This window comes from Escherichia sp. KCJ4928 (assembly GCF_004352695.1).
GTDB lineage: Bacteria > Pseudomonadota > Gammaproteobacteria > Enterobacterales > Enterobacteriaceae > ECMA0423.
This window is the reverse complement of sequence record NZ_SJWV01000564.1, coordinates 1-563: the sequence shown is the minus strand read 5'-3', so window position 1 is coordinate 563 and position 563 is coordinate 1. Positions and strand designations below refer to the sequence as shown.

The window sequence follows — 563 nt, the reverse complement described above, 5'->3', positions numbered from 1 at the left end:
TTCTCTGAACTCTGGTTGATGGCTGTGCCGGTGGCTGTCTGCATACGGACCATCTCTGCCATCACGCCCTGAATGGCGGCCAGCTCCGGCATGATTTGTGTGGTGACAGGCTGGCTGGCCACTACGGTCACAGGATAGGCGTGGGTGGACGGGATAACCGTACAGCCTATCAGGAGTGCAAGCAGTGTGGTTGCTGGTTGTCTTTGCATTCTTTTTTCTCCGTTTTCAGGGGATACAGGATGTCTGGTACGCGGTGACTGTGTGATTCCGGCAGCGGAGCCAGCGGGAAGCACTGGAAGCGACGGGTGATCCATCCCTGACGGTTGCGGTTATCGATGAGCGTGAAGGTACGACGCTTCACGCGTTTCAGCGTCGGGGTATCGGTTTCCATTACCGGCCAGTCTCCCGCCGTCAGTGCCGGTGTGCCGGGGCTATCCGGCCACAGCCAGGTGTTGTCGGACATCAGCGCCGTGAGAGGCGAGGGCAGGAGCCAGTGAATGACATGCTGTATATCAAAAGGAGGCCGCTCCGGCACGTTGACCTGCCAGGTGGCCGTTGTTATC

2 pseudogenes are annotated in these 563 nt (G+C 59.0%); both read right to left on the bottom strand.

Features of this window, described 5'->3' with window-relative positions:
- A pseudogene (locus tag E0D98_RS25570) lies at nucleotides 1-209 on the bottom strand (conjugal transfer protein); the annotation flags it as partial.
- Nucleotides 170-563, bottom strand: a pseudogene (locus tag E0D98_RS25565) (conjugal transfer protein TraV); the annotation flags it as partial. The pseudogenes E0D98_RS25570 and E0D98_RS25565, both read right to left, overlap by 40 nt.